Raw genomic sequence first — 19,979 nt, 5'->3', positions numbered from 1 at the left:
GGGCCGGATGCAGTCATGGTGCGCTCGGAGGGCCGGGGCCCGCATCGGCGGAACGCCCCAGATTGGACGTGGCGACGCCCTACTTCAGCGCGCCCAGCCCCAGGCGGCGGGCGGCCGCCGCGGCTTCTCCCCGGGTGTTCAGGTCGAGCTTGGCCAGGATCGCCGAGACGTGATGGCCCACCGTCTTGACGGACAGCTCCAGGTGCCGGGCGATCTGCTTGTTCGACTGGCCACCGGCGAGGAGGTCGAGCACCTCCAGTTCCCTGGTCGTCAGGCCTGCCGGATTAGCGAGGGTGGATGGCCTCGGCCCCCGCGTCACCCCCCGGACGCCCAGCGTGCGCAGTTGCCGGGCCACCCGCTGGGCCATGGGGCGCGCGCCCAGCCGTTCGAAGACGTCCAGCGCCTCCTTCAGCGGGTCTTCCTCACCACTGTCCGCCAGGGCCCGGGCGGCCTCGTAGGGGCAGGACAGGGCCTGCCACGCGGCGGCCGCCCCCGCCCAGTCTCCCCGCATCTGGAGGGCGTATGGATGCGCGGCCGCTTCCGGAACGGCCCCCAGATCACCGGCCTTCCATGACCAGTACGCCAGTTCTCCCACGAACCAGGGGTGCCGGTGCGCCGTGGCCAGCTGGTAGGTCGCCCTGGCGTCCGACGCGGCGGGATGGCCGGCACTGGCCAGGTGGGCCGCCTCGGCGCGGGCGGCATGCACGGGCCCCAGGCGTTGCAGGGTGCCGGTCGTCGTGGCGAGGGTCAGCGCCTCGTCGAGCACTGGCCAGACTTCAGGATCCCCCCGGCGGGCCCGGACCCGACCCAGCGCCACCAGCGCCATGATGCGGCTGATCGCCGCCACCCTCGGCTCGCGGAGCACGCCCGCTGCCGCGCCCGCCCCCTCGGCCCAGCGGCCCTGGTGCACCAAAGACAGCGCCCACCACGCTTCCATGTACAGTCGGCCGGCATCGAGATCACGCTCGCGGCAGTAGGTGATGCCCTCGGTCAGGTACCGGTCGGCCTCCACAAAGCGGTACATCTCGCCATAGCCGCTGCCCAGGTTGACGTAGGCGGTCGATGCCCGCCCATCAAGCCCCGCGTCGAGGGCGAGGTGCAGACTCTGTTCCAGCAGGGCCCCGCCCCGCTCGAAATCGGCGGACAGGAGTCGCGAGGTGCCCAGGGTGTTGTAGGCGCCGATGACGACCGGCAGGTACTGCCACTGCTGGGCCAGTTCCAGGGCCTGCTCTGCCAGCAGGACGGCATCTGTGTGATCCCGGTTGAGCATGTGAAGATGGGCCTGCATCTGGTACGCACGGGCGTGTTCCACACCGGGGGGCAGCGCGCTCAGGACGTCCAGGGCCGCCCGGATCGCGGCCTCGCCCTGGGCATTCTCGCCCGCGTTCAGGTACAGCCCGGACAGATGGCTGAGGTTCTCGCCCACCTTCAGCCGGTGTCCCTCCTGCCGCCACAGCGCCGCCGCCCGGTGCCGCGCCTGAATGGCCTCCTGGAGGTGATCGATCAGGGCACACTCGACGGCATATGCCTCCAGCAGCGAGGTCATCCGGCTGGTGGGCACGTCCTGCGCGAACCGCAGGGCGCGGGCATACTGGGCGGCGGCCTCGCGGTGGGCCCCCAGCCCGGCGGCCCGCTCCGCTGCCCTGGGGGCGAACTCGAGCACGGCCGCGCCGTCGCCGGCCGCCTCAGCATGGTGGGCCAGCCGCGCCAGGTCAGGTGCTGCGGAAGCCCTCAGGGCGTCCAGCACCAGCGCCTGCATGACCGCCTGCCGATGGGGAGCCAGGGTGCTCAGGACGGCCTGCCGGGTCAGTTCGTGCCGGAAGGTGAAGCCGCCCTCCTGCGCCACCAGCAGGCCCACCTGAAGACAGGCGTCGAGGGCGTCCAGCTCGGCCCCCACCACCCGTGTGAGCAGTCGGGCGTCCACCTGCGGGCCGATCACAGCCGCCGCCCCGAGCACGGCCTGAGCGGAGGAGGACAGGCGGGCCACCCGTGCCAGCACTGCGTCTCGCACGCTGGTGGGGATCCGCCCGTTGCGGGCGGCCAGCACCTCGGTCACGAAAAAGGGATTGCCGCCGGTTTGCCGGTACAGGCGCGCGGTGTCCAGATCGCTGCCCTCGGCCAGCTGGGCCACGGCCCGCTCGGACAGGGGCGGCACAGACCAGTGGCGCACGGCCCCCGACGTGGCCAGATCGCCCAGCATCACCTGCATGGGATGCTGCGGGCCGACCTCGTCGTCGCGGTACGTGGCGATCAACAGGGCCGGCAGCGAGCCGATCCGCCGGCCGAGAAACCGCAGCAGATCGAGGGTCGCCTCGTCCGCCCAGTGCAGGTCTTCCACGATCAGCAGCGTCGGCTGTGGGTGGGCCGCGAGGGTGGACAGCAGCGACCCGTACAGCTGGTCGCGGTGGCCCGCCAGCCCGAGCGCCCCTGGGCCACCCAGCGCGTCGGCCATGTCCAGCAGTGGGCCCAGGGGCCGCGGCGTCGAGAGCGGATCACAGTGGCCGGTGGCAATCCGGGCAGACGGTGCGGTCATCCGGCCCAGCTCCTGAACGAGCGAGGTCTTGCCTACCCCGGCCTCCCCACCCAGAACGACCATGTGGCCGCGCCGCGCGGTGGCCTCCGCCAGCAGACGGACGAGGTCATTCAGGATGGGAGTGCGCTCGAGTAGCGTCACGCCATCACTGTAGGTGAAGGAAGAACCCGTCGCACAGGGGGATTCCTGGTGGTTCGGTCACGCTGCCGGAGGCGTTGAACCGGTCGGATTCCCTCCCACACCGTCGGGCGTATTCCTCACCCGGTTCGCCCTCGCACCCTACCCAGGTTTGCGGGTTCCTGTCCGGCCCGTCCGTTCCTGACGCGTGGCCTTGACGTGGTACATCCGCTGGTCGGCGAGATGGAGCAGGGCGCTGCCGGTGGACGCTTCGTCCGGGAATACGGCGCCGCCGCCGCTGGCCCGGACATCGGGGAACCCCTCGTACCTCAGCAGTTCCAGCGTCCGTTCCAGCCGCGTGAGGAGCGTCGGGATGCTGTCCTCGCCCACGGCGGGCAGCAGAACTGCAAATTCGTCTCCCCCCAACCGGTAGCAGCGGTCACCCTCCCGCAGCACGGCCCGCAGCGCGGCGGCGAAGGTGCGGAGCAGCTCATCGCCGCGCTCATGCCCCTGCGTGTCGTTCACGGCCTTCAGGCCGTCGATGTCGGTGATCAGCAGGCCCAGCGGCCCCTGCTGCCGCTCCGGGCGGCTGAGCGCATCAGCAAGGTCCTGGTCGAACGCGCGGCGGTTGGGGAGCCGGGTCAGGGGATCGGTCAGCGCCGCCTCCTCAAGGTCATGGAGGTGCTGGCGCCGCGCCTGTAGCACCGCGATGCTGCGGACGGCCGCCTGCAACAGGGTCTGCTCCTGGAGCGTCCAGGGCGGCCCCTCCTGAAGGCGGTACGCGCACAGCAGGGTCGGCGTGTCGGCCACTCCACCAGGCAGCGGCAGCACCGCGATACCGGTGACGCCCAGCGCACGGAGCGCTGGCGGCACCTCCTCATCTGTCAGGTACGTGCCGCCTGCCGTGCGTGTCCACCGCAGGGCGGAGGCAGTGGCCACGCCCTGCCGGGCGTACGCGCTGACGGCCTCCGGGAGAGGGCCATACCACGCGGTGGCCCGGTACTCGCCGTCTTGGGGAGCCCAGAGGATCAGGAAGTCGAGCGGCATGAAGTCCGCGAGGGTCTTCAGGGCGGCGCTCAGGGTCTCGCGCAGGGTGGGCCGCGAGTGGGCTTCGTCCAGCATCTCGGACAGCCGCAGCAGCGCCTCGGCCTGCCGGGTGGCCTGCACCTGCGGCGTGATGTCGATGGCGACGCCGGTGATCCCAATCTGCTGCCCGTCCGGTCGGAGGAGGGGCTGGATCACCAGTTGATAGTGCCGATCCGCGCGCATGTACGTGCCCGACACGACGCCACCGTCGAAGGCCCGATCGATCAGGCTGCCGACGTCACCCCATGGTGCCGTGCGACTGCGGATGTTCTGCCCGACCATTTCATGCGGGCGGATGCCCAGGGCGTGAAGGCCCTGCCCGGTGGACAGGGTGATGCGTCCATCGAGATCCGTGGCGAACAGGATGACCGGGGCGTGCTGCAAGACCAGGCTCAGGGACGCCACGTCAGCCACATCCGCCGGATCGGGGGACATCGTTTCATGTTAACGCGGAGGTCAGGACAGCCACAAGAATGGCGGCGTGATCCCACACACCGGCCATCCCCGACGTGGAATTCCAGACGTCCGATGTGTGGACGTGAGTGAACAGGGTGGTGCGGGGGGCGGCGCGGCAGTCTACTGGGCCTGCTGGTGGCCGCCCAGCCCATGGCCGCGTGCCCGGCTTGTGCGCGGCGCTGCTTCCCTGCATGGCCCACCCCGCGGGGCAAGGGCTCGGAAGCGGGTTCCCGTAGTGTGCGCCTGCCAGGTCTGGCGCGCCACTGCCCACACCCTTGACCTTTCCCCACCGTGCCTGGCCGCGCGCGACGAAAGGTCGGGGGCGCGCCCTGGGATGCTCAAGCTCCGGCACGTCCAGAGAGGACGGCCGAACGCCGGTTACCAGTCCCGCATGACCTTCCCGGCCCGTCCGCCGGAAATCCGGACATAGGATCTCGTGACGTTGATGTCCGCGTGTCCGAGCACCTCTGCCACCGCCGCGAAATCGCCCAACGCCTCGTACAGGCGTGTCCCGGTGGCCTTGCGGAACGCGTGGCAGCCCCGCCAGTCGGACACGGGTCGCCCGGAGGCGTCCACTTCGTCCCGCTCGAACAGGGGCCTCAGGAGATTCGCCGCCGCTGCCCGCGTCCGGAAGGGCAGCACCATCGCCGCCGCATGCGACCGTCGCCGCGGCAGTGCCCGGTAGGTTCGCAGGGCCGAGGTCAGCCGGTCGGACAGGCCCACGTCCCGGCTCTTGCGACCCTTGCCGGAACGCACCGTGATGAAGGGCTCGTCCTCGTCCAGGTGCACGTCGGCCCAGGCGAGGTCGAGCGCTTCCTGAATCCGCAGCCCCGTGTGGGCCAGGATCAGCAGGAGCGTCCGGGCGCTGAGCAGCCGGGTCCGTTCCCGCCCGCGGGCCAGCGGCAGCGCCTCGTCCACCCGCCCGAACACGCGGCGCAGCACGGCGGGCGAGTACGGTGGGTTCTTCGTCAGCGGATGCTCGTGATCCTTGGGCACGCGTACGCCCGAGAAGGGCGTGACGTCCGTCGCGCCGGCCCAGCGCAGCGCCTTGTACAGGGCGGCGGCGGCGGCCACCTTGCCGCGCACTGTGGCGATCTTGCGGCGTTCGAGCAGGTGCAGGGCGTACGCCTGGGCGTCGTCCAGGCTGGGGTGAAGCACGTTCAGGGCGCGCTCCTGGGCGTAGAGGACGTACTGCGTGACGCCGGTGCGATACGCGCTCAGGGTATGTGGACTGACCAGGATGCCGCTCGCGCCATACAGGCCCAGGTGCGCCTCCGTCAGGCTCCACAGGGTTCCGGCATCCTTCTGTGCGCAGGCCTCCACGGCGCGTCGGCGGCGCTCGTCTGGATGAAGGGCCAGCCAGCCGCGCGTCCGGTCGCCCAGCGCCGAGCGGTAGACGTCCAGCGTCATCGGGTCGCCACCGCGCTCGACGTGGCCACGCCAGGATTCATGGCCGTCACTATAGGGTCGATCGGCCGCCGCTCCGGCGGGGCATGCCAGTGAGGCTGGACAGACGCCCAGACGTCTCTCGGGCGCGTCAGAGCAGTTGGGGAGGTGGCCGTCCAACGCGTCATTGGAGTGCGTCTGTCGAGACGGTGTGCGCCTTCTGTGCAGCCAGACCCACCATCTTGACAGACCCCTGGCCGGAGCGTACAACTTACTTAAGTCAGTAAATTAAGTAAGGAGGAGCGGATGCGCTCACTTCGTGGAAACGATCAGAGCGTGGTGCGCGTTCTGAACCGCAATGCCATCTTCAACACCCTCCACCGCGAGGGACCGCTCAGCCGCGTGCAGCTCAAGGAACGCAGCGGGCTCAGTGGCGCGGCCATCACCGGCGTCGTGGGCGACCTGATGCGCGACGGTCTGGTCGAGGAACGCGAGGGCGGCGTGAGTTCCGGCGGACGCCCCCCCGTGCTGCTGGCCGTCAACTACCGGGCCCGTTCCGCCGTCGGCATCAAACTCATGGAACGCCGCCTGGAGGCGGTGCTCACCAACCTCGGTGGGGAAGTCCAGCGTCACCTGCAGGTGGGGTTGCCCGATCACCGGCCTGAAACGGTGGTTCGCACCGTGCAGAGCGCCGTCGAGGCCCTCCTGACCCAGTCCGGCACCCGCAAGGAGCAGCTGATGGGACTCGGCATGGGCCTTCCTGGCGTCATCGATGACCGGCGGGGCGTGTGTGTGCACTCGGATTACCTGCAGTGGCACGAAGTCCCGATCGGCGCCCTGCTCGAGGAGGCCGTCGGTGTGCCCATCGCGCTCGACAACGACGTGAACGCCTTCGCGGTCGCCGAGCGCCTGTTCGGTCATGGCAAGGCCACGTCCAACCTGATCGTCATCACCGTCGGGCGCGGCATCGGGGCCGGGCTGGTCGCCAACGGGCAGCTGGTGCGCGGGCGCGACGGCGGCGCTGGTGAGTTCGGCCACGTCGTCAGCGAGACGGGCGGCCGCCGCTGCGAGTGCGGTAAGGCCGGCTGCCTGGAAGCCTACGCCAGCGAGCCCGCGCTCGTGGCCCGCGCCCGCGAACTCGCCAGCGACCTGGAGATCACGCAGGCGGACGACCTCCTGCACCATCTCGATGACCCCCGGATCGCCGGACTGCTGCGCGACGCCGGACAGCGCATCGGCATTCAGCTGGCCAACCTCGTGAACCTCCTGAACCCCGAACTCATCGTGGTCGGTGGCGAGGGCGTGCGCTTCGGCGACCCGCTGTTCACACCCATGCGGGAAGCGCTGCGCGAGCACAGCTTCGCGTCCCTGGCCGTCGACCTGCCCGTGGTGATCGAACCCTGGGGCGACGAGGTCTGGGCGCGCGGCGCGGCGAGTCTGGCGGTCAGCCACGCCTTCGACCTCGACCTGCAGGAGGACGCATGTACGAGCGCGGACTGAACCGGACGCTTACCCTGGCGCTGTTCCTGGGCCCGGCGCTGGTCGGGGCGGCCCTCTTCCTGGTGGGCCCGATCCTGGCTTCCCTGGTTCTGGCCTTCATGCACTGGGATCTGCTGACGCCCATGCGCTTCGCCGGGCTCGCCAACTTCCAGCGCCTGCTGCACGACCCGGACTTCTGGGGCGCGCTGCGGCACACCCTGACCTTCATCGTCGGCTATGTGCCGCTCGTGATGGCCGTGGGATTCCTGGTGGCCCTGGGCCTGAACGCCCGCATTCCGGGCCGGGGTCTGCTGCGCGCCCTGTACTTCCTGCCGGTGGTCACCAGCTGGGTCGCGGTCGGGCTGGTCTGGAAGTGGCTGCTCAACCCGCAGTACGGGCTCCTGAACAATGCGCTCGGGGCTGTCGGCATCCAGGGACCGGCGTGGCTGTTCGATCCGCGCTGGGCGATGCCCGCCGTGATCCTCACCAGCCTGTGGAAGGACACCGGGTTTGTCATGACCATCCTGCTCGCGGGATTGCAGAACATCCCGCCGGAATATCAGGAGGCCGCCGCCATCGACGGGGCGAGCGGCGCGCAGCTCCACCGCTTTATCACCCTGCCGCTGCTCGCCCCGGCACTGTTCTTCGCGCTGACCATCAGCCTGATCAACTCCTTCCAGGTGTTCGACCAGGTCTACGTGATGACCGGTGGCGGCCCGGCGGGCGCGACCACCGTCCTGATCGAACGCATCGTCAAGGGCGCGTTCTCGTACAGCCAGATGGGGTACGCCGCCGCCATGTCGTGGGCGCTGTTCCTGCTGGTCTTCGGCACGTCCTTCGTGATTTCCCGCCTGCGCGCACGGTGGGAGCCATGACCGCGCAGCTTCAGCAGGTGCACGACCGGCCACGGTTCGCCCGCCTGCGCCGCTCCCGCGCCAACTGGCCCGCCTTCGTGCTGCTGGCCCTGGGGGGGCTGGTCATGGTGCTGCCCTTCCTGTGGATGGTCAGCACGTCCCTCAAACCGTCCACGGACGTCCTGACCCTGCCGCCCCGGCTGATCCCGGCGCAGCCCACCACCGACGCGTACACCCAGGTCGCGCAGAGCTTCCCGCTGTGGCGGGCGCTGCTGAACTCCTGCGTGGTGGCGGCCCTGACTACCCTGGGGCAACTCGTGATCAGTTCCATGGCCGGCTACGCCTTCGCCCGCTTCCGCTTCCGTGGGCGCGACGCGCTGTTCACGGTCTTCCTGGGTACCCTGATGGTGCCGTTCGCGGTGACCATGACGCCGCTGTTCATCATCGTCAAGGAGCTCGGCTGGACGAACTCCTACGCAGGGCTGATCGTCCCCGCCATGTTCAGCGCCTTCGGGATCTTCCTGATGCGGCAGTTCTTCCTGGCCCTGCCCGTGGAGCTCGAAGAGGCGGCCGTGCTGGACGGCTCCAGCACCCTCACGACCTTCTGGCGCGTGATGCTGCCCCTGTGCGGCCCGGCGCTGGCCACGCTGACGGTGTTCTCGTTCATGGCGTCGTGGAACAACTTCCTGTGGCCGCTGCTGATCGTGAGTACCCGCGACCTGATGACCCTCCCCCTGGCCCTGGCGACCCTCCAGGGTGTGTACCCCGGCCAGACCCAGTGGAACCTGATCATGGCCGGCACCGTCGTGACCGTCGCTCCCATGATCCTGGTCTTTTTGCTCGCCCAGCGCTGGGTGGTCGAGGGCGTGACCACCAGCGGTCTCAAGGGCTGATCCCATGCACTCCCCGCGTCCCAAGGAGGACACCATGAAGAAGTTGCTCACGCTCGCCCTGCTGACCGCCACCTCCGCGCTCGCCCAGACGACCCTGACGTATTCGTCCTTCACGACCGACGCCACGCACCTGGACGACATGAAGGCCTTGATCGCCGCCTTCGAGAAGGAGAACCCGGACGTCAAGGTGAACCTCGTCACCGCGCCCTTCGACTCGTACTTCACCAAGCTGCAGACCGACATCGCCGCCGGCAGCGCCCCGGACGTATTCGACCTGAACTACGAGAACTTCGTGACTTTCGCCAGCAAGAACGCCCTGCGGCCCCTGGCGGCCAGCCTCGCCCCGGCGAACACCTTCTACCCGGCCGCGCTGAACGCCTTCAAGTATGGCGGCAAGCAGTACGCCCTGCCCATCAGCTTCAGCACCGTGGTGCTCTTCTACAACAAAGATCTCTTCGACAAGGCAGGCGTGAAGTACCCCACCGCCAGCTGGAAGTGGGCGGACGTGCTGGCCGCCGCGCAGAAGATCAACAACCCCACGGCCCGCGTGTACGGCATCCATCAGCCCATCCAGTTCTGGGAGTTCTACAAGGTCGCCCAGCAGGCGGGCGGCGGCCTGAAAGTGGGCGACAAGGTCGAGATCGACACCCCGGCCAACCGCACCGCGCTCCACTACCTGGTGGACAAGGTGCGCGTCCAGAAGGTCATGCCCGACGCCGCGCAGATGAGCGGCGTGGCCAGCGAGGACATGTTCCTCAACGGCCAGCTCGGCATGCTGGTCAGCGGGGTGTGGATGTTCGACAAGTTCTCGCCGGCCAAATTCAAGTGGGACATCGCCGTGGAGCCCGGCAACGCCAGGAAGGCCACGCACTTCTTCTCGAACGCGGTGGCGGTCAGCGCCACCAGCAAGAACGCGGCCGCCGCCGAGAAGTGGGCCAAGTTCCTGTCGAGCAGCCCCACCGTCGCCGCCCGGCGCATCGCCTCGAACTGGGAACTCCCGGCCCTGTCCCTGTCGCAGCGCACGCTGATCGCCCCCTACCTCGCCCGGCCGCTGCCCAGCAACCGTGAAGCGGTCTTCGATTCCCTCCAGTACGCCGTCACGCCGCCCGTGGTGGATCAGCAGTCGCAACTGCAGGACATCGTCAACCAGGAACTCGAGGCTGCCAGCCTGGGCACCAAGACCGTCGAGCAGGCGCTCGCCAGCGCCCAGCAGCGGGTGCAGGCGCTGCTCGGCAAGTGAGCCCCGATCTCCGGGCCCTCGCGGCCCCGCTGCTGGAGCACCAGGCGCCCAGCGGCGCCTTCCCGGCCTGCCCGACCTTCTCGCAGTACCCGTATTCGTGGCTGCGCGACAGCACCTTCATCGCGTACGCGCTCGACCGGGCCGGGGAGCACGCGGCTTCGGGCCGCTATTACCGCTGGGCGGCCCAGACCATCGCGGAGCGAAGTGAGCAGGTGTCGGCACTGGTTGCTCTGCGGCAGCGGGGCGAGGCCATCCCCGAGCACGCCTTCTTGCCGTGCCGCTTCGCCCTGAACGGCGAGGCGCTCGACGATGGCTGGCCGAACTTCCAGCTGGACGGCTACGGACAGTGGTTGTGGGGCCTGGGCGAGCACCTCAGGGCGCAGGGCCTCCGGGCCATGCCCGAGGTCTTCCGGCCGGGCGTGGAGGTCACCCTGGCCTACCTAAAGGCGTTCTGGCGCGAGCCCTGCTACGACTGCTGGGAAGAGTTCCCGTACCGCTGGCACACCAGTACTCTGGCCTCCCTCGCTGCCGGCCTGCGCGCCATGCAGCCGTTCATGCGCGGCCTCGAACCCGTCACCGCCGACGTCCTGGCCTTCATCCGTGACCACCTCGTGCAGGGCGGCCAGCTCGTCAAGTTCGCCGGATACCCTGACGTGGATGCCAGCCTGCTGTGGGTTGCCGTACCTTTCGGCGTCCTCGCGGTCGATGATCCCGTCTACACCCGGACGGTGCAGGCCATCGAGCAGACCCTGCTGCGCGGCGGCGTCCACCGCTACGCCCGCGATACCTACTACGGCGGCGGCTCCTGGGTGCTGCTCACCGCGTGGCTGGGTTGGGTGTACGCCCGCCAGGGTCGCCCGGAGGAGGCCCACGCGCTCCTCGGGTGGATCCGGGATCAGAACCGGGGGCGTGGCCTGCCCGAGCAGACCACCGATGGCGTGCTCAATCCCGTCTATGTCGATTACTGGCGCGGCCAGTGGGGCGAGAGTGCGCGCCCCCTGCTGTGGTCGCACGCCATGCACCTGATCCTTGAGGCCGAAGTGGCCGCCCACGCCTCGCCCCTCCCTGGAGTTCCCTCTTGACCACGTTGCAGCACACCCCCCACGGCATCGACGATCCCTACAAGATCCTGCCCACCGAGCGTCACCCCCGCGACCCCCAGCCCGGCGAACGCGTCCACGTCGGCGTGCAGGCCGGTGATCAGGCCCGGGTACACGTGGATCTCGACCATGACGGCACGGTCACGCGCCTGCCCGCGCAGGCCCTCGGCGGCGGTCACCACACGGCGGATCTCGGCGCCGTCCAGACCGGCCACTACGCGTACACGTTCGTCCTGGAGGACGGTTCGTCCTCCGAGCGCCACGACTTCACGGTGGGTCGCTGGCAGGCCGTGACGGCCATCGACGGCGTGCAGGTCACCGACACCGGCGTGATCCTCACGTGTCTGACAGGGGAGCGGGCCGCGCCCGCGTACATCACCGTGGCTGTCCCGGCGCCCGGTGTCTGCACGGTGACCTTTGATGCCGATACTGCGGTGGTTCCCGAGGGTCTGGCGTGCCAGGCCCACATCCAGGGCCGGACGACGGTGCTGACGGCTGAGAACATGACCGTGACCCTCGACCTGGACGGGCTGAGTATCAAGGTGGCGGGGCACGGATCGGTGGCCCGCGCCTCGCTGGCCGTCCGCTGGCTGGAGGGCGGCAGCGATCTCACCCGGATCGAGGGCCGCTTCGGCCTGGGGGACGCGCCCCTGTACGGTCTGGGCGAGCGCTTCGACGCTCCGGACAAGCGCGGGCGCAGCCACGACGTCCGGGTGTACGAGGAGTACAAGGAGCAGGGCGCGCGAACCTACCTGCCGGTTCCACTGGTCGTCTCTGCGGAAGGTTGGGGAGTCTGGCTGGAGGCCGACGAGCCCAGCGACTTCGACCTGCGCGGCCCGGACGGCGTCATCCGCGCCCAGAAGCTGCCGGACGCCCCGACACGCCTGGTGCTGCACCTGATCGTGGCGGACACCGCGTATGGCGTGACCAGCGCCTTCGTCGGCCTGAACGGGGGGCTGGCCGTGCCGCCGAAGTGGGCCTTCGGGCCGTGGATGAGTTCCAACGACTGGAACAATCAGGCCCGCACCGAGGAGGTCGTGCGCCGCACGGTGGCCGAGGACATTCCCGCCACCGTGCTGGTGCTGGAGGCGTGGAGTGACGAGCACACTTTCTACATCTTCAACGATGCCGGCTACACGCCAAAAACCGGGGCCGAGGCGTTCCGGGCCTCGGACTTCCAGTACGCCGGCCGCTGGCCTGACCCCAAGGCCATGATCGACGAATGCCACGCCCACGGCATCCGGGTGGTGCTGTGGCAGATCCCGGTGCAGAAACACGTCCCCGAGGAGCACGCCCAGCACCACGCGGACGAGGCGTACATGCTGGACCAGGGCTACGGAGTCCACGACGCCGACGGCCGCCCCTACCGGTGCCGCGGCTGGTGGTTCACCGACGGCCTGGTCATGGACTTCACGAACCCCGCCGCCCGCGAGTGGTGGTTCGCCAAGCGCGCCTACCTCTTCGACGACCTCGGCATCGACGGCATGAAGACCGATGGGGGAGAGCACCTGTGGGGCCGGGGCCTGCGGATGCACGATGGCCGGCGCGGCCTGGAGATGGTCAACGCCTACCCCAACAGCTATGTCGGCGCCTACCACGACTTCATCCAGGAGCGTACCCGGGGCGACGGCCTGACCTTTTCCCGCGCCGGGTACACCGGCGCTGGCCGCTACCCCGCGCACTGGGCCGGAGACGAGAACAGCACGTGGAGCGCGCTGAAGTCCAGCATCCAGGCGGGGCTGTCCGCCGGGATCAGCGGCGTGTCCATGTGGTCGTGGGACATCGGCGGGTTCAGCGGCGAAATCCCCACCGTCGAGCTGTACCTGCGCTCAGTGGGCTTCGGGGCCTTCAGCCCGATCATGCAGTACCACAGCGAGTGGAACCCGGCCAGCGAGAACCGCGACCGCACGCCCTGGAACATCGCCGAACGGCATCAGGACGACCGCGCGCTGACGGTCTACCGCCGCTACGCCCAGCTCCGCATGCGCCTCCTCGACTACCTGCACGGCGAGGCCCTGGCCCTCAGCGCTGAGGGTCTGCCCATGATGCGCTACCCCGGACTGGAGTTCCCGATGGCGCGCGCCTTCCTGGAAGAAGACCCCCACGCCTACCTGTTGGGCCGTGACCTGCTGGTGTGCCCGGTCGTCGAGAAGGGCGCCCTGGCCCGCCCCGTCCACCTGCCGCCCGGCGAGTGGGTCAACCTGTGGAGCGGCGCCCATCTGAGTGGACACCGAACGGTGGTGGTTCCATCACCGCTCGACACCATCCCCGTGTTCGTCCGGGCGACCTCGCCCCGTCTCGACCTGCTCCTCGCCGCTGCAGCGCAGTTCTGAACGGCCAGGAACGGTTTGCCCTGCAAGTTGGCGCTGGATCGCGTGGCGTTGACGAACCGCCTCGCGCCGAACGATCCGGGTTGAACTCGACCTCCTCGCCCGGACTTCTACCTCGACGGTGCGTGGAATCAGTCGGTGAACGGCAGAGCCGACCTGCCACATCGCACGCCTGGCCGTTGAGCCGATGACGCTCCACCCTGATGCGCGGTGGACGCACCCACGAGACTCAGGACGCCATCAGCGCGGCAACGCACCCAACTGATCCGCAAACCGCAGCAGGCGTGCCACCCCACCTGCCCTGGCGCCGATCCCCCCGGGCGTGAGCGCCAGGGCGGTAAAGGCCGTGACCAGCGGGTGAAGGGCGCCTGCCTCCGTCGTCACGGTGCCCGTGGTGCGCCACAGGGGAACGGGCAGGGACTCGGTGCGCAGGCCACGGGGCAGGGGCGTGACCACCAACCTGCTCAGGATGGTGAATCCATGGCCTTCGGCCACGAGCCCCAGGGCGACGCCCGCGTCGTGTAGCCGGATGGCGGGGTGGGGGGCCCGGGAATGCCGGGCGATGTGGGCGGCGACGTAGGGCGCGCAGTCTTCCTCGCACACGATGAACCGGGCCGCGTGCAGGTCGTCCCAGGTGCGCAGCGGCGGCGCAGTGGCGGCGTTGACCAGCAGGTACTCGTCGGCCACCAGCGGTGCCGTGATCAGGCCCTGGGGCATGGGCAGGCGTCCCAGTCCCAGGTGTACATCCCCACTGCGCACGAGGTGGGCGACCTCGTCGTGTTCGCCCCGGGTGTCGATCACCACCACCTCGACCTGTGGGTACGAGTCGTTGAAGGCCCGCAGGGCCGGCGCCACGACATGGGTCAGGATGCTCCGGCACGCGGCGAGCCTCAATGTGCCCCGGAGTTGACCGTGCGCGGTGAGTTCCATGGCCTGGATCGACAGTGCGGCGTGGCGGGCGTGCACCATGACGGCCTGACCGGCGGGCGTCAGCCGGGCGCCGCGCCGTCCGCGTTCAAAAATGACGACCCCAAGCGCGTCTTCCGCCTGTTTCACCGCGTAGCTCAGGGTGGACTGGGCGAGGCCCAGGCGGGCCGCCGCCTCGCTGAAGCTGCCGGCCTCGGCCACGGCCAGCAGGGCCGACAGGGGAGTCCGGAGCAGCGCAGAGGGCCCGTGACTCCGGGAGTGGCGGGAGGCCATGCCGTGATTCTATCGATCCGCTCGATAGGTCGGTCACGGCCATCCCGCGCCTGCCGTTGTGCGGGCGGCCGACCCGCTGAATACTCAGCTGAATGACGACAGTAGCGTGCTCCGGCCGGATCGTCCTTACCCGGCTGTGCCGGGTTCTCCTTGCGGCTGTGGGTGTGGCGACCTGCAGCAGTCCGGTGTCGGCCGGTGGCGGCGGCCCGGCCCCGCTGTTCCCGCCACCGCTGCCGAGGGCGCCCGTGCGCGAACTCCGGCTGGCCGCCGCCCCGAACGGTGACCTCATCCTGGCCACGCTGGTCGACTCGGTCCGGGCCCACAGCCGCAAGGGCGTGTTCACGGCGCGGGAAGTGTTCGCTTCCCGCTGGACGGCAGGGCGCTGGGTTCCGCTGGGGGGCGCGCTCAATTACGACCGTCCCAGGCCGGCGTCGACCCTCGATCTGGCGCTGGATCGACGTGGAACGCCAGTACTGGCATGGAATGAGAACTATGGCGACAACGACATCATCGTCTTCCGGGCCTATCAGGGCGGGCACTGGACGGACTGGCGGGCGCGCTACATCGGCGATGACCTGCCCTACGCGGCCCGCACCCGGGGCGTCGCGGCGTGGAACGGCGAGCCGGTGATCGCCTTCGGCGAATGGCTGCGCAAGCCCGACGGCAGTCAACTCACGGTTCGCACGTGGCAGACCAACACGTGGCAGCGCGGCCCGCGCTTCAACGATGTCCACGCCTTTTCCCGCTCGCCCGCGATCGCCCTGGACGCCGCGGCACGGCCAGTCGTCACGTGGATTCAGGGCGACGTCCTGAGCAGCAATCTTCTGGCAGCCCGCTGGACGGGGCAGGCCTGGGCCCCGCTCGGCGGCCCGCTCAACCGCCGCGCCCGCACCTACCTGGCCAGCCCGCGCCTCGTGCTGGACGCCGGCTCCAGGCCAGTGGTCGCGTGGATGGAAGACCAGGGCGGCCAGGACACCCTGTACGTCTCCCGCTGGACCGGTCGGCAGTGGCTTCTGCTGGGTGGCGCCGTCAGCCAGGGCTTCTCGTCCGCGCCGTCTCTGGCGCTCGATCCGCAGGGCCACCCGGTGCTCGCCTGGGTCGAGGAGCACGGCAATCTGGGCCGGATCCGCTGGGCCCGCTGGAATGGTCGGGCATGGCAGGGGAGCGCCGTACAGAACCTCGACGCCCAGCATGACGCGCGTTCCCCCGCCGTGGTGGTCACGCCGACCGGCCGTGTCCTGCTGGCCTGGCGTGAGGATGTGGGCGGACGCTATCAGGTGCAGGTGCGGGCAGTCCGCCCCTGAACGAAGCGGGAACCGTAGACGCGCCAACTGGCCGCGCCTTCAAGCGCGCAGCAGATCCATAGTTCCTGTCGATACGTGGCGGCGCAGCACCCTGTTCCGGCGTTGTTCACAGGGGTGTCGTGGCGCATCATCCGTGGTGTGAACCTGCCAATCGACCGTGCCGTCCGGCGATCGTGTGTGGCCATTTTGCTGGCCCTGTGGTGCGGGCCGTCCGCCACCGCCGGCGGAGGCGCCGGCCCGGCGCTCCTGCGGCCCCCGGCACTCTCCGCCGATCCCGTCCGGGAACTCAGGATCGTCGCCACGCCCTCGGGCGACCTGCTGCTGGCCACCATGCAGGACCACGGCGGTGGGCACAGTTGGCGCGGGAAGTTCAAGGCGAGGGTGCTGCGGGTGTACCGGCTCTCGCAGGGGCAGTGGCACGCGCTGGGCGGCATCCTGAACTACAACCAGCCGAGACCGATCTCGAACCTCGATCTGGCCACCGATGCCCAGGGCACTCCCGTGGCCGTCTGGAACGAAAATTACGGCGACAACGATGTGGTGGTCTTCCGGGCGTATCAGCAGGGCGCGTGGACGAACTGGCCGGATCGCTACCTGGGCGTCAGCTCCCCGGCGGCCGCGCGCACCCGCGCCGTCGCGGCCCGGGCGGGCGAACCCGTGCTGATTCACGGCGAGTACCGTGGCAATCCGGATCGTCAGACCTGGCTGACCTACCGCGCGTGGGATGCCGCAGCCCAGACCTGGTCGCGCTCGGTGCCCGTCAACGACCTGACCCAATATTCCCGCAGTCCGTCCGTGGCACTGGACGCCCAGGGGAGACCGGTCGTGGCCTACCTGCAGGGGGACGTGCTGGGCAGCGCCGTGCTGGTGAAGCGCTGGACCGGCACGGCCTGGGAGACCCTGGGTGGCCCGCTCAACCGGGGCGGACCGCGGTACCTCGCGTCGCCTGTCCTGACGCTCGATCCGGCGGGCCGACCGACCGTCGCCTGGATCGAGGATCTGGCCGGCATGGACGCCCTGTACGTCTCCAGCTGGAATGGTCAGCGGTGGACGGCGCGGGGAGGCCGGCTGAACGCCACCTCCGCCACCCAGCCCACGCTGACCCTCGACCGTCATGGCCTCCCCGTCGTTGCGTGGGTGGAAGACACGGGTTCCATCGGCCGGGTGAACGCGGCGACGTGGGCTGCGGGAGCGTGGCGCCGCCTGGAGGCGAACACGGCGCACGACCGGGACGCCCGGTCACCGTCCCTGACCAGCAGCGCCGCCGGTGTCATGCTGGCCTGGCGCGAGGACAGCGGCGGACGGTACCGGGTTCGCCTGGCCCGCCTGGACTGAGGGCGCGCCAGGCCCCGATGCCCATCTTCATCGGGGACGTCCACGCTGGCCGGGGAACCACGGCGTGGCCGGATGCGGTGAAGTGTGAAGCAGGCTCCAGGGGCGCCCTTCATGGCGTGATCACCGTGGCCCCCTACCGTGCAGGTGGTTCCCACACTCACGCCCACGCTGGACAAGGAACCGATCGCCGTCGACGGTCGCCTGTCTGTCGAACCCGATCCGGGCGCTGGAGGGAACATGCTCAACCCGGTACGGAATGCCCTCGCTCGGCCACTGGCCGCCGCCCTCGGTCTCACCGCCCTGCTGATCGGGTGCGCCCAGACGTCGGTTCCGGCCCCGACACCGCAGCTGTTCACAGTCGAGAACGTGGACAGCGGTTCCGACGGCACCCGGCTGGTGTTCAACCGCATCGGCGCGCTCGCCAGTCCACCAGCTGTGGGCGTTCACAATCGCGGCACCCTGCGCCTGCACAACACCGGCACGGACACGCTGCACCTGAGCAGCCTGGGCGTGGACGGCCCGTGGACCGTGACCTCCACGCCTGCCCTGCCCACCGACGTGACGGCAGGCGCCTCGGTCGATGTGACGCTCACCTTCACCGCCGAGGCGACCCTGACCACCCCGACGACGCTGTTTGCAGGCACCCTGACCATCAACTCCGATGACCCCGGCGCGTCCGCCTTCCCCGTCACCCTGAGCGGACTGTGGCAGCCCTACCCGGAACGCGATCCGAACGGGCAGTACACCGAACCCACCCTGCAACAGATTCACGACGCCATGGGGTGGACCTTCGCGCTCAACACCGCCTCGGACGCTGCGGCACTGTCCGGGGTCAACAACGGCAGCAATGTCCCGATCAACCAGCGGGGCTGGGTGCACGCCCAGGGGGACGAGGTGCTCTCCGCGTACTGGCAGGCGGCGGATGCCGCTCAGCCGGTCACGGTTCAGGAGGTCGGCGCGTGGTCGAGTTCCGACGCGTCCACCCTGTATCGCTACGCGCGTGGAACCTCGACCCTGGTGAAGGTGCTCACCCATTCGGCCACCGACTACCAGTCGCTGTTCCCACACGCGGACGGCTCCACCACCAAGTTTGCGCAGGCCAGTTTCACGCCGTCCGGAGCGTTCGGGTTCAACATGGATGGGTACGAGTACAGCGACCCGGCCAACAACGATCAGGCCAAGGACAGGGCGAACGGCTGCCCCGGCCCGTGTGGGCAACACCTGCGCTTCTGGCCACTGACCGCCGGCGGACAGGTGATGCCCGGCGCGTACGTGATGGGTGTCGACTACCAGAGCATGAACGACGATTACCAGGACGACCTGTTCATCATCCGGAACATCACGCCCGCCACCCCCTGAATCCAGACGGCCTGCTCGCTGAAGACGCAGGTTCTTACAGGGGTAGGGTCTCCTGACCCACCGCGTCGCCGGAATCGTTGCGGTGTGCTCACGTGCCTGTTCCTGAGCCACCCATCGACCCGGCACGCGCGCCACTGCGTCTATGGGCAGACGTACGGTTGACGGTTCAGGGTGACCTTATCGTGTTGACTTCCCGGTCACGCAAGCCGGGTACCGCCCCATTGTGCGGTCGAGGAGCGTCATGAAACGTACGTTGCTTCTGCTGACCTTGATCCTCGCCTCGTGTGCGCCGCAGTTCGTTCCCCGTCCGGATGCCACGTTATTTACGGGCTACGTGGCGCTCGGCGACAGCATCACGGCGGGGTACCAGTCCGCCAGCCTCACTCCGGCGTCGCAGCGGGCGTCGTATCCCCATCTGCTCGGTCAGCGTGCCGGACTGGACGTGCCCATGCCGGAGATCGGCGACCCAGGGTGCCCGCCGCCCGTCGGTGTGATGGGCCAGCCGAACTGCGAGCGCAGCCACCCGGACATCATTTCCCCGGTCGTCGCTGTGCCCGGCGCGAAAGTCCACGACGTCCTGGCCACCACGGATACGCAGGTGGTCAACCCGGATCCGCAGCTGTACGACGCCCGCCTGTACCGCGCCATCCTGGGCTCTGGCACCACGCAACTCGAGGCGGCCATTGCCCGGAAGCCGGTGTTCGTCACCGTCTGGATCGGCAGCAATGATGTTCTGCTGCCCACCCTGCGCGGCGACCTGAGCAAGGCCACGCCGGTGGCCGACTTCCAGGCGGACTACACCACGGTGGTCGACCGTCTGAAGGCGGCGGGCGCGCACCACCTGGTGTTGATGACCGTGCCGGATGTCACGCGGGTGCCCGCCCTGGTGCCGGTGCGGCTGCTGAGAGTGACCGGACTGGTGGACCGTTCCTGCGACGGCCAGGACACTTATTTCGGTACCAGTACCATTGCGACCGCCAGCCAGGACAAGCCGTTGTCCTGCACGTCGCCCGAGGCGCTGACCAGAGACGAGTACGTGCAGGCGCAGGCGATCGTGGAGCACTACAACGCCGCCATCCGGGCCATCGCTGCGTCCCACGGCGCGGTGGTGTTCGACGTGAATCCCGTTCTGGACTCGTTGCCGGGCCGACCGCTGATTCCCACGACCGCCTCACCCTTCGGCCGGACGTTCAGTCTGGATGGAGTGCATCCCAGCAGCTTTGCGCACGACCGCTTCGCGCGGGCCCTGGCCGCGTTCATGAATGAGCAGTTCGGCACCAGCATCGACCCACGCTGAGCGCAGGTGT

General features: G+C 69.5%; 14 protein-coding genes. 10 read left to right on the top strand and 4 right to left on the bottom strand.

Going from position 1 to position 19,979, the window contains the following annotated elements:
- Nucleotides 1-79: 79 nt before the first annotated feature.
- From E7T09_RS16520 to E7T09_RS16510, 3 genes are all read right to left on the bottom strand, one after another.
- Nucleotides 80-2,674, bottom strand: coding sequence for an AAA family ATPase (locus tag E7T09_RS16520; RefSeq protein ID WP_136390291.1), 2,595 nt, complete (start codon nucleotides 2,672-2,674; stop codon nucleotides 80-82).
- Nucleotides 2,675-2,812: 138 nt separating this feature from the next.
- Nucleotides 2,813-4,171, bottom strand: a complete 1,359-nt coding sequence (locus E7T09_RS16515; RefSeq protein WP_136390290.1) for a diguanylate cyclase domain-containing protein — start codon at nucleotides 4,169-4,171, stop codon at nucleotides 2,813-2,815.
- A 399-nt stretch (nucleotides 4,172-4,570) separates the two neighbouring features.
- Nucleotides 4,571-5,602 (bottom strand): site-specific integrase, encoded by a 1,032-nt coding sequence (locus E7T09_RS16510; protein ID WP_136390289.1) that lies wholly within the window; start codon nucleotides 5,600-5,602, stop codon nucleotides 4,571-4,573.
- 282 nt (nucleotides 5,603-5,884) lie between these two features.
- On the opposite strand from E7T09_RS16510, the gene E7T09_RS16505 reads away from it, so the two are divergent.
- Genes E7T09_RS16505 through E7T09_RS16480 form a run of 6 tightly spaced genes read left to right on the top strand, consistent with a single transcriptional unit; the run spans nucleotide 5,885 to nucleotide 13,477 of the window.
- Nucleotides 5,885-7,078: an ROK family transcriptional regulator gene (locus tag E7T09_RS16505; protein ID WP_136390288.1), complete on the top strand. Its 1,194-nt coding sequence runs from the start codon at nucleotides 5,885-5,887 to the stop codon at nucleotides 7,076-7,078.
- On the top strand, nucleotides 7,060-7,932 hold the full coding sequence (locus E7T09_RS16500; protein ID WP_136390287.1) for a carbohydrate ABC transporter permease: 873 nt from the start codon (nucleotides 7,060-7,062) through the stop codon (nucleotides 7,930-7,932). The genes E7T09_RS16505 and E7T09_RS16500 overlap by 19 nt, the downstream gene beginning before the upstream one ends.
- Nucleotides 7,929-8,804: a carbohydrate ABC transporter permease gene (locus E7T09_RS16495; protein WP_136390286.1), complete on the top strand. Its 876-nt coding sequence runs from the start codon at nucleotides 7,929-7,931 to the stop codon at nucleotides 8,802-8,804. Before E7T09_RS16500 ends, E7T09_RS16495 begins: the two co-directional genes overlap by 4 nt.
- 34 nt (nucleotides 8,805-8,838) lie before the next feature.
- Nucleotides 8,839-10,044 carry a sugar ABC transporter substrate-binding protein gene (locus tag E7T09_RS16490; protein ID WP_168734898.1) on the top strand — a complete coding sequence of 402 codons (1,206 nt, stop codon included), beginning with the start codon at nucleotides 8,839-8,841 and terminating at the stop codon, nucleotides 10,042-10,044.
- Nucleotides 10,041-11,126, top strand: coding sequence for a glycoside hydrolase family 15 protein (locus tag E7T09_RS16485; protein ID WP_136390284.1), 1,086 nt, complete (start codon nucleotides 10,041-10,043; stop codon nucleotides 11,124-11,126). The genes E7T09_RS16490 and E7T09_RS16485 overlap by 4 nt, the downstream gene beginning before the upstream one ends.
- Nucleotides 11,123-13,477: a TIM-barrel domain-containing protein gene (locus E7T09_RS16480; protein ID WP_136390283.1), complete on the top strand. Its 2,355-nt coding sequence runs from the start codon at nucleotides 11,123-11,125 to the stop codon at nucleotides 13,475-13,477. Before E7T09_RS16485 ends, E7T09_RS16480 begins: the two co-directional genes overlap by 4 nt.
- 237 nt (nucleotides 13,478-13,714) lie before the next feature.
- Here the strand turns inward: E7T09_RS16480 and E7T09_RS16475 are convergent, their stop codons facing one another.
- Complete coding sequence (locus E7T09_RS16475; RefSeq protein ID WP_136390282.1) at nucleotides 13,715-14,674, bottom strand: LysR family transcriptional regulator; 960 nt, start codon at nucleotides 14,672-14,674, stop codon at nucleotides 13,715-13,717.
- A gap of 92 nt (nucleotides 14,675-14,766) precedes the next feature.
- Between E7T09_RS16475 and E7T09_RS16470 the strand changes: the two genes are divergently transcribed.
- From E7T09_RS16470 to E7T09_RS16455, 4 genes are all read left to right on the top strand, one after another.
- A complete protein-coding gene (locus E7T09_RS16470; RefSeq protein WP_136390281.1) occupies nucleotides 14,767-15,978 on the top strand; it encodes a hypothetical protein in 1,212 nt (403 codons plus the stop codon).
- A 138-nt stretch (nucleotides 15,979-16,116) separates the two neighbouring features.
- Nucleotides 16,117-17,313, top strand: coding sequence for a hypothetical protein (locus E7T09_RS16465; protein ID WP_136390280.1), 1,197 nt, complete (start codon nucleotides 16,117-16,119; stop codon nucleotides 17,311-17,313).
- A 144-nt stretch (nucleotides 17,314-17,457) separates the two neighbouring features.
- Nucleotides 17,458-18,672, top strand: a complete 1,215-nt coding sequence (locus tag E7T09_RS16460) for a hypothetical protein (protein WP_136390279.1) — start codon at nucleotides 17,458-17,460, stop codon at nucleotides 18,670-18,672.
- 241 nt (nucleotides 18,673-18,913) lie between these two features.
- Nucleotides 18,914-19,969: a GDSL-type esterase/lipase family protein gene (locus E7T09_RS16455; protein ID WP_136390278.1), complete on the top strand. Its 1,056-nt coding sequence runs from the start codon at nucleotides 18,914-18,916 to the stop codon at nucleotides 19,967-19,969.
- Nucleotides 19,970-19,979: the final 10 nt, after the last annotated feature.

Origin of the sequence: Deinococcus sp. KSM4-11 (assembly GCF_004801415.1) — a bacterium.
GTDB lineage: Bacteria > Deinococcota > Deinococci > Deinococcales > Deinococcaceae > Deinococcus.
This window is presented reverse-complemented; position numbering and strand designations above follow the sequence as displayed.

Coding starts and splice junctions, on each gene's coding strand:
- E7T09_RS16515 (WP_136390290.1), bottom strand. CDS start 4,171: ATGTCCCCCGATCCGGCGGATGTGGCTGACGTGGCGTCCCTGAGCCTG.
- E7T09_RS16510 (WP_136390289.1), bottom strand. CDS start 5,602: ATGACGCTGGACGTCTACCGCTCGGCGCTGGGCGACCGGACGCGCGGC.
- E7T09_RS16505 (WP_136390288.1), top strand. CDS start 5,885: ATGCGCTCACTTCGTGGAAACGATCAGAGCGTGGTGCGCGTTCTGAAC.
- E7T09_RS16500 (WP_136390287.1), top strand. CDS start 7,060: ATGTACGAGCGCGGACTGAACCGGACGCTTACCCTGGCGCTGTTCCTG.
- E7T09_RS16495 (WP_136390286.1), top strand. CDS start 7,929: ATGACCGCGCAGCTTCAGCAGGTGCACGACCGGCCACGGTTCGCCCGC.
- E7T09_RS16490 (WP_168734898.1), top strand. CDS start 8,839: ATGAAGAAGTTGCTCACGCTCGCCCTGCTGACCGCCACCTCCGCGCTC.
- E7T09_RS16475 (WP_136390282.1), bottom strand. CDS start 14,674: ATGGCCTCCCGCCACTCCCGGAGTCACGGGCCCTCTGCGCTGCTCCGG.
- E7T09_RS16470 (WP_136390281.1), top strand. CDS start 14,767: ATGACGACAGTAGCGTGCTCCGGCCGGATCGTCCTTACCCGGCTGTGC.
- E7T09_RS16455 (WP_136390278.1), top strand. CDS start 18,914: ATGAAACGTACGTTGCTTCTGCTGACCTTGATCCTCGCCTCGTGTGCG.